This window comes from Burkholderia sp. BCC1993, assembly GCF_905339865.1.
GTDB lineage: Bacteria > Pseudomonadota > Gammaproteobacteria > Burkholderiales > Burkholderiaceae > Burkholderia.
Genome location: NZ_CAJPGZ010000053.1, coordinates 1 through 987, shown reverse-complemented (window position 1 = coordinate 987; position 987 = coordinate 1). Strand labels below are relative to the sequence as shown.

Sequence of the window (987 nt, the reverse complement as noted above, 5' to 3'; positions counted from 1 at the left end):
CCCTCGATCGCGCGGCCGATCGCATCGAACGTCGCCGCGTCATGATCGAGCAGGTAGTGAACGGACTGGTCGACCCAGGTACCGAGCGGAATCATTTCAGACATGGGAGCCTCGCGAACGCGTGATGGCCTTCAGGATAAGAGCGCGGTCGACCGAGCCGCAGTAGCAGCCGTCGTCGTCGACGACGGGCAGTGCATTCGGGCTCGCAACGACGCGCGCGACGACATGTTCGAGCGACGCATCGCGCCGGATGCTTTCGATCGGCCGCACGGACGGCGTGTCCTGACCGATCGCCTCGCGCGTGACGAAGCCGCGGATCTTGCGTGCGGCGTCGAGCACGAACGCATATTCGGCACTGCCGTTCAGCGTCGCCGCGACGTTCGCGGCGTCGCACTTCGACATGGTCGGCACGGCGCCCGTCTGCATCAGGTCGCCCGCCGTCAGATAGCGGCTCGTGTCGATGCCGTCGAAGAACGCGCGCACGTAGTCGTCGGCCGGGTTCGCGATGATGTCCTGCGGCGTGCCGACCTGCACGAGCCGGCCGCCTTCCATGATCGCGATGCGGTTGCCGATGCGCAGCGCCTCTTCCAGATCGTGCGACACGAACATGATCGTGCGGCGCTGTTCCTTCTGCAGTTGCAGCAGCACGTCCTGCATTTCGCGGCGCTTGAGCGGATCGAGCGCGGAGAACGCCTCGTCCATGATCATCAGCGACGGGTTCACGGCCAGCGCGCGGGCCAGGCCGACGCGCTGCTGCATGCCGCCCGACAGCTCGGACGGCAGCTTGTGCGCGAACGGTGCGAGGCCGACCTGCTCGAGCACTTCCATTGCACGGCGTTCGCGTTCCTTCTTGCCGACGCCCGCGACCTCGAGGCCGAACGCGGCATTCGACACCACGGTGCGATGCGGCATCAGCGCGAACGACTGGAACACCATGCTCATGTCCTTGCGGCGCAGCGCGGTCAGCGCCGAGCGGCGTGCCGACGC

General features: G+C 67.1%; 1 protein-coding gene and 1 pseudogene. Both read right to left on the bottom strand.

Translation table 11 applies throughout. The annotated features are described in order from the left end of the window. Positions 1-104, bottom strand: a pseudogene (locus tag U4Y91_RS36520) (choline ABC transporter permease subunit); the annotation flags it as partial. Then, a partial coding sequence (locus U4Y91_RS36515; protein WP_321809117.1) for an ATP-binding cassette domain-containing protein occupies positions 97-987 on the bottom strand: 891 nt, incomplete at its 5' end. The pseudogene U4Y91_RS36520 and the gene U4Y91_RS36515, both read right to left, overlap by 8 nt.